Consider the following 6,076-nt stretch of genomic DNA (forward strand, 5'->3'; position numbering starts at 1 on the left):
TTGATAAACATCACCACGCTGAGGTACCAGCTGTTTGGCGATAAACCGCTGTAAGCTTTTTTGTATAGGTGGATTATTGACACGGGTTAGGGACGGTTAGATTAGCAGCCTCAAAAATAGTATTTGATTTTGCGTGTATAGATTAAATGTGAAAATATCTAAATTTATTACTTAAACCAGGCACGATGAATGTTACCGAAATTATGGCCGAACTGCAGGCAAAGGGCAGCGAAAGCATCAAAAAGATATTGCTGAAACATGGCGTTAAAGAACCATTCTTCGGGGTTAAGATAGAGTACTTAAAGCCGATACAAAAAAAGGTTAAAAAGGATTATCAACTGGCAAAAGACCTGTTTGCCACCGGTAATGCTGATGCCATGTACCTTGCGGGCCTGATTGCCGATGATGAAAAAATGACCAAAGCCGATCTGCAAACCTGGGCAGAGCAGGCCGTTTCAAACAACATCAGCGAATACACCGTGCCATGGGTAGCAGCCGGTAACCCGCATGGTTTTGAACTGGCGTTGGAATGGATCGATAGCCCGGTAGAACATATTGCCGCCAGCGGTTGGGCTACCCTGAGCAATATTGTAGCGCTTAGACCGGATAGTGAACTGGATATAGAGAAATTAAGAGCTTTGCTTAAAAGGGCCGGGCAGGATATCCGCCAGTCTGAAGATAGAGTGTGTTATCATATGAACAGCTTTGTAATTTCGGCAGGCTCTTATGTAGCGGCTTTGGCTGATGCAGCCATGGCTACGGCCAATAAAATAGGCGTGGTAACGGTTGATAAAAATGGCACAGCCTGCAAAGTGCCCGTAGCAACCGAATACATTAAAAAAGTATGGGATAAGCGTGGCGGCATTGCGGCAAAAAAGAAAGATGTTAAATGCTGATGCTCGTAAAACCCTGGTCTAAGTTTTCAACTTAGACCCAAAACAAATCAAGCTTTCAGCTTGCGAAACAAATAAACAATGGGTAGAAAGTACAAGTTTCACGAACACGATAAATTATATTTTGTAAGTTTTGCCACGGTAAATTGATAGACGTTTTTATTCGCAGACAATATTGTGATATTATAGTTGAAAGTCTAAAGTACTGCATGGAGAATAAGGGTTTAAAAGTGTACGCCTGGTGTATTATGTCGAGTCATGTACATTTGATTATCGGCACAGAAAATGGCAATCTCTCCGATATTATGCGGGATTTGAAACGGCACACCGCTAAAACTATTCTAAAAGCCATTGAAGGTAATATACAAGAAAGCCGGCGCGACTGGATGCTTTGGATGTTTAAACGTGCAGGACAACGGAATAGCAATAATGAAGAGTATCAGTTTTGGCAACAGCATAATCATCCTGTGCAGCTTTCCACTAACGAAATGATGGATCAGCGGTTAGATTATCTACATAATAATCCTGTTGAATCCGGCTGCGTTGAATATCCTCCTGAATATTTATACAGCAGCGCTAAAGATTATTATTTAGAGCAAAAAGGATTAATACCAATAATATTGTTAAGCTGAAAGCTTAACTCATTTTGGGTCTAAGTTGAAAACTTAGACCAGTATTTTAATCTCCAATCACTAACCTCTAATCTCTACAACTTCGAATTCCTGTTCCTCAGCCAATGATCTGCTAAAACCAAAGCGGCCATAGCTTCCACAATAGGTACAGCGCGTGGCACTACGCAAGGGTCGTGGCGGCCTTTGCCGGTAATTTCGGCAGCATTGCCTTCGCCATCAATGGTTTGCTGGTTGTGCATAATGGTGGCCACAGGTTTAAAGGCTACCTTAAATTCTATAGGCATGCCATTGCTGATACCACCCTGTATGCCGCCCGAAAAGTTGGTTCGGGTACCTACGCTTCCGTCGGCGTTTTTGATGAAAATATCGTTATGCTCTGAGCCGCGCATTTCACTGCCGCTAAAGCCCGAGCCAAACTCAAAACCATGTACGGCGTTGATGCTGAGCATAGCCTTGCCCAGGTCGGCGTGCAGCTTGTCGAAAACCGGGTCGCCGAGGCCAACGGGGGCGCCAATGATATGGCAGCTTACTTTGCCGCCAACTGTATCGCCCTGCTTGCGGATGCTGTCGATGAATTCAACCATTTCGGCTGCTGTAGCCGGGTCGGCACAGCGCACAATGTTTTGCTCGCGTGTTTCTAAAAATTCGGCAGCGCTTTCAATAAACACATTTGGTGCATTAATGGCGCCTACGCTGCTTACGTGGGCCAGTACCTCTATGCCCTGTGTTTTTAATAAAAGCTTGGCTAAGGCGCCCGCAGCCACACGTGTAGCGGTTTCGCGGGCTGATGAACGGCCGCCGCCACGATGATCGCGGATGCCGTATTTGGTGGCATACGTATAATCGGCGTGTGAGGGGCGGAACACATCCACATTGTGGCCGTAATCCTTCGAGCGCTGATCTTCGTTGGGGATGATCATGGCGATAGGGGTGCCCGTGGTTTTACCCTCAAACACACCCGACAGGATCTTCACCGTATCACTCTCTTTACGCTGTGTGGTGATCTTTGATTGACCCGGTTTGCGTTTGTCCAGTTCGCCCTGGATGTATTCCAGTTCTACATCAAGCCCGGCCGGGCAGCCATCTATAATGACGCCGATAGCCTCGCCATGCGATTCACCAAAAGTTGTTATCCTGAATAATTGACCGAATGAATTACCTGCCATGGGATTTTAGATTCCTTTTTATATGATGTCATTGCGAGCGTAGCGCGGCAATCTCGTCGCATGCAAGTTATGCATTGGCTACGAGATTGCCGCGTTGCTATCGCTCCTCGCAATGACATATTGGTTTATTTTCTTAAACTTTTGCGCTTACTTTAAACCCTGCCTTTTCCAGATCCTTCCAAAACGCCGGGTACGATTTCTCAACCACGTCGGCATCTTCAATTTCCAGTTCGGGTATCAGTATGGCCAGCGGCGCAAAGGCCATTGCCATACGGTGATCATCATAAGTGCTTACAAACATACGTTGCGGAATTTGCTTTTCGCTGCAATCCAGTTTGTAAACCTGCCCTTTTTCTATCAGCTTAACGCCAATTTTTGCCAATTCGGTTTGCAGGGCTAAGATCCGGTCGGTTTCTTTAATTTTTAAAGTTTCCAGCCCGGTAAAGCTTGCATCGTGGCCAAGGGCCGCACATACCACAATAATGGTTTGCGCCAGATCGGGGCATTCTTTAAGGTCAAAGATCTTACGGAAAATGGGTTTCGGCTCCTTGGTTAAGTACACCCCGCCATCTTTAAATACCGATGTGATACCAAAGTTAGCCATCAGCTCGGTGATAACGCTATCGCCCTGCAGGCTGTATGATGTTAATCCCGGCAGGAAAAGTTCGGCCTCGTCGCTTAAAGCGGCAATAGAATACCAATATGATGCGGCGCTCCAATCAGGTTCAACAAGCAGCGCTGTTTCGGCAAACGGTTGGTTTTGTATGGTGATAACATTGTCTGTCCAGGTATGCTGTATGCCTGCCTGCCTGAGCATGGCCAAAGTCATTTCAACATACGGGCGCGAAGTTAACTCACCCTCAATCTCCAATCTTAAACCTTGCGGTAAGCTTGATGCGATAAGCAGCAATGCGGTAATATACTGACTGCTGATATCGCCTTTAATGCCGATGTGATCTGTTTGTTGCTGAAAACCGCTATGTATTTTAATGGGAGGGTAGCCCTCGTTATTTACATAATCGATCTCTGCACCTAGTTTGCGCATAGCGTCTACCAAAATCCCGATAGGGCGCTGTTGCATCCGCTCGGAACCGGTAAGGGTTACCTCTTCGCTTTGCAAGGGAAGGAATGCTGTTAAAAAGCGCATGGCTGTACCCGCGGGACCTATGTTTATAAGTCTTAAGTCTTGAGTCTTAAGTTCTGAGTCTTCCGGACTTTCGACTTCAAACTGCTGACTTAAGACTTCTTTCAGCGTCACCGCATCCGCAGCATCCGACATGTTTTCGACCTTTACCTTACCACCGCTCAGCGCTTCGATAATAAGGGCACGGTTACACTCACTTTTTGAACCGGTGAGTTGTACCGTACCGTTTACCGTTTTACCTTGTTTGGTAAGTATGATGTTATGTTTTGCCATAATTACATCGATTATTATGATTGCATCTTTTTAGCGATCAGTAACTAATCACTAATCAACCAATCACTAATAACCTATCTATGCGTGTGTCAATTTTTCGGCAGGTGCTGATTCCTGGCCTTCGTTCATGATCTCGGTTTGTTTACGGATTGATTCGCTGTGCATCAGCTCAAGCAATTTCTCGGTAAACTCGGTGCTTAGTTTTAGCGCTTTGGCGTAGTTGGTACGTTTCTGCAAGATCTCGTCCCAACGGTTTACCTGTAAAATGGTAATGTTGTTGTCTTTTTTGTAGTTACCTATCTTCTCAACAATCTTCATACGCTCGGCCATTTTCTGGATAACCAGGTCGTCAATTTTGTCTATCTGGTTACGCAGTTCGGCCAGTTTATCGTTTAATTCAGCACCTTTAACTTCGGGTTTACGTAAAGCCAGGTGATCAATAATTTCTGACAAAGCAGCAGGGGTAACCTGTTGCGCAGCATCAGTCCACGCAACGGTAGGGTCGATATGCGATTCTATCATCAGGCCCTGCATGTCAAGGTCTAATGCTTTTTGCGAAATGTAACCTATCAGATCGCGGTTACCGGTAATGTGGCTTGGGTCATTGATGATAGGCAGGTTTGGTACCAAAGTTTTTAAAGCGATTGCAATATCCCACATCGGTTCGTTACGGAAAGCCGATTTTTCGTATGATGAGAAACCACGGTGAATAGCCGCCAATTTGGTGATACCTGCGTTGTTGATACGCTCTAAAGCGCCAACCCATAAAGAAAGATCGGGGTTAACCGGGTTTTTAACCATAACCGGTACATCAACACCACGTAAAGCGTCGGCAATCTCCTGTACGGTGAAAGGGTTAACGGTACTGCGTGCACCAACCCAAAGGATATCTACACCTGCTTTTAAGGCTTCTTCAACGTGTTTAGCGGTAGCCACCTCAACAGCGGTTGGCAAGCCGGTTTCTTCTTTAGCGCGTTTTAGCCACTCTAAACCAATGCTGCCAATACCTTCAAATTCTCCGGGGCGGGTGCGTGGTTTCCAGATACCGGCACGCAGGGCGCTTATTTTGCCGGTTTTTGCTAATAAATGTGCGGTTGCAACTAACTGGTCTTCAGTTTCGGCGCTGCATGGGCCGGCAATTACAAGAGGCTCCTTGCCCGATTTATTGATCCAGGAATTAAGGGGCTGTATGTTTAAGTTATGTTTCATATCGTTTTTTGTGTAGTCCGGAAGTCGGGTGCCCGAAAGTCCGGAAAGTAATTTTTTGTTGTGTTATTTAATTGTTATGTTTTTGATTTTTTCCTTTCGGGCTTACCGACTTTCGGTCATACCGGCTAATTCTTTATAATCTTCTTCACTCATCTTTCTGCTCGTTTAGTTTCTTAATGTTGATATACCGTTTTGTTTTCTCGGCTTTTAAAGGCTTTGGTGTGGTATCTTCTTCGTAGCGCTGATACTCGCCCAGTATGTTAAAGTTGTGTGTGTACTTCAATATTTGGCGAATGGAATTATCGTAATGTTTACTTTCTTTCCATTCAATGTCTACATAAAAATTGTATTCGTTACGCTTACCTAAAACCGGCATACTTTGAATTTTGCTCATGTTTACCTCTTCCTGCGCAAAAATGTTAAGCACTTTGGCCAGCGCGCCAACCTGGTTGCTCACCTGGAAACATAACGAGGCCTTGTTTGGGTTGCCTTTCTTTTTAGCATTCTCATGCGTGGTGAGGATCAAAAAGCGGGTAAAATTCAGCTTGTTCGATTCGATGCGGCGCTCTAACACATCCAGTCCGTATAGTTGTGCGGCTAAGGTGTTTGCAATAGCAACGGTATCGGTCAGTTGTTCATCGCGGATGCGTTTTGCACAGGCGGCGGTATCATTACTTTCAACAATTTTAAGGTGCGGGTACTCGTCAAAAAAATCAATACACTGGCGAATAGCGATAGGGTGCGAGGTTACGTATTTAA

At 45.2% G+C, this 6,076-nt stretch carries 6 protein-coding genes; 2 read left to right on the forward strand and 4 right to left on the reverse strand.

Annotated elements, in window-relative coordinates; all coding sequences use genetic code 11:
• Nucleotides 1-185: 185 nt before the first annotated feature.
• Nucleotides 186-896 carry a DNA alkylation repair protein gene (locus WC615_RS22080; RefSeq protein ID WP_372980211.1) on the forward strand — a complete coding sequence of 237 codons (711 nt, stop codon included), beginning with the start codon at nucleotides 186-188 and terminating at the stop codon, nucleotides 894-896.
• Between the two features lie 206 nt (nucleotides 897-1,102).
• The gene (locus tag WC615_RS22085) at nucleotides 1,103-1,525 is read left to right on the forward strand and encodes a transposase (RefSeq protein ID WP_372980212.1); all 423 of its coding nucleotides are present in this window, start codon (nucleotides 1,103-1,105) and stop codon (nucleotides 1,523-1,525) included.
• A gap of 74 nt (nucleotides 1,526-1,599) precedes the next feature.
• On the opposite strand, the gene aroC is transcribed toward WC615_RS22085, so the two are convergent.
• The 4 genes from aroC to WC615_RS22105 all read right to left on the reverse strand — a co-directional run.
• Nucleotides 1,600-2,691, reverse strand: coding sequence for a chorismate synthase (gene aroC / locus WC615_RS22090; protein WP_372980213.1), 1,092 nt, complete (start codon nucleotides 2,689-2,691; stop codon nucleotides 1,600-1,602).
• A 133-nt stretch (nucleotides 2,692-2,824) separates the two neighbouring features.
• A complete protein-coding gene (gene aroA, locus WC615_RS22095; protein ID WP_372980214.1) occupies nucleotides 2,825-4,108 on the reverse strand; it encodes a 3-phosphoshikimate 1-carboxyvinyltransferase in 1,284 nt (427 codons plus the stop codon).
• 78 nt (nucleotides 4,109-4,186) lie between these two features.
• Nucleotides 4,187-5,317, reverse strand: coding sequence for a chorismate mutase (locus WC615_RS22100; protein WP_067062850.1), 1,131 nt, complete (start codon nucleotides 5,315-5,317; stop codon nucleotides 4,187-4,189).
• A 145-nt stretch (nucleotides 5,318-5,462) separates the two neighbouring features.
• On the reverse strand, nucleotides 5,463-6,076 hold a 614-nt coding region (locus tag WC615_RS22105), incomplete at its 5' end, for a prephenate dehydratase (protein WP_372980215.1).

The sequence above is a fragment of the Mucilaginibacter sp. genome (assembly GCF_041663085.1).
Taxonomy (GTDB): Bacteria; Bacteroidota; Bacteroidia; order Sphingobacteriales; family Sphingobacteriaceae; genus Mucilaginibacter.

What these genes read in the sequence shown, in the direction of transcription:
- aroA (WP_372980214.1), bottom strand. Translation starts at nt 4,108, where the DNA reads ATGGCAAAACATAACATCATACTTACCAAACAAGGTAAAACGGTAAAC.
- WC615_RS22080 (WP_372980211.1), top strand. Translation starts at nt 186, where the DNA reads ATGAATGTTACCGAAATTATGGCCGAACTGCAGGCAAAGGGCAGCGAA.
- WC615_RS22100 (WP_067062850.1), bottom strand. Translation starts at nt 5,317, where the DNA reads ATGAAACATAACTTAAACATACAGCCCCTTAATTCCTGGATCAATAAA.
- WC615_RS22085 (WP_372980212.1), top strand. Translation starts at nt 1,103, where the DNA reads ATGGAGAATAAGGGTTTAAAAGTGTACGCCTGGTGTATTATGTCGAGT.
- aroC (WP_372980213.1), bottom strand. Translation starts at nt 2,691, where the DNA reads ATGGCAGGTAATTCATTCGGTCAATTATTCAGGATAACAACTTTTGGT.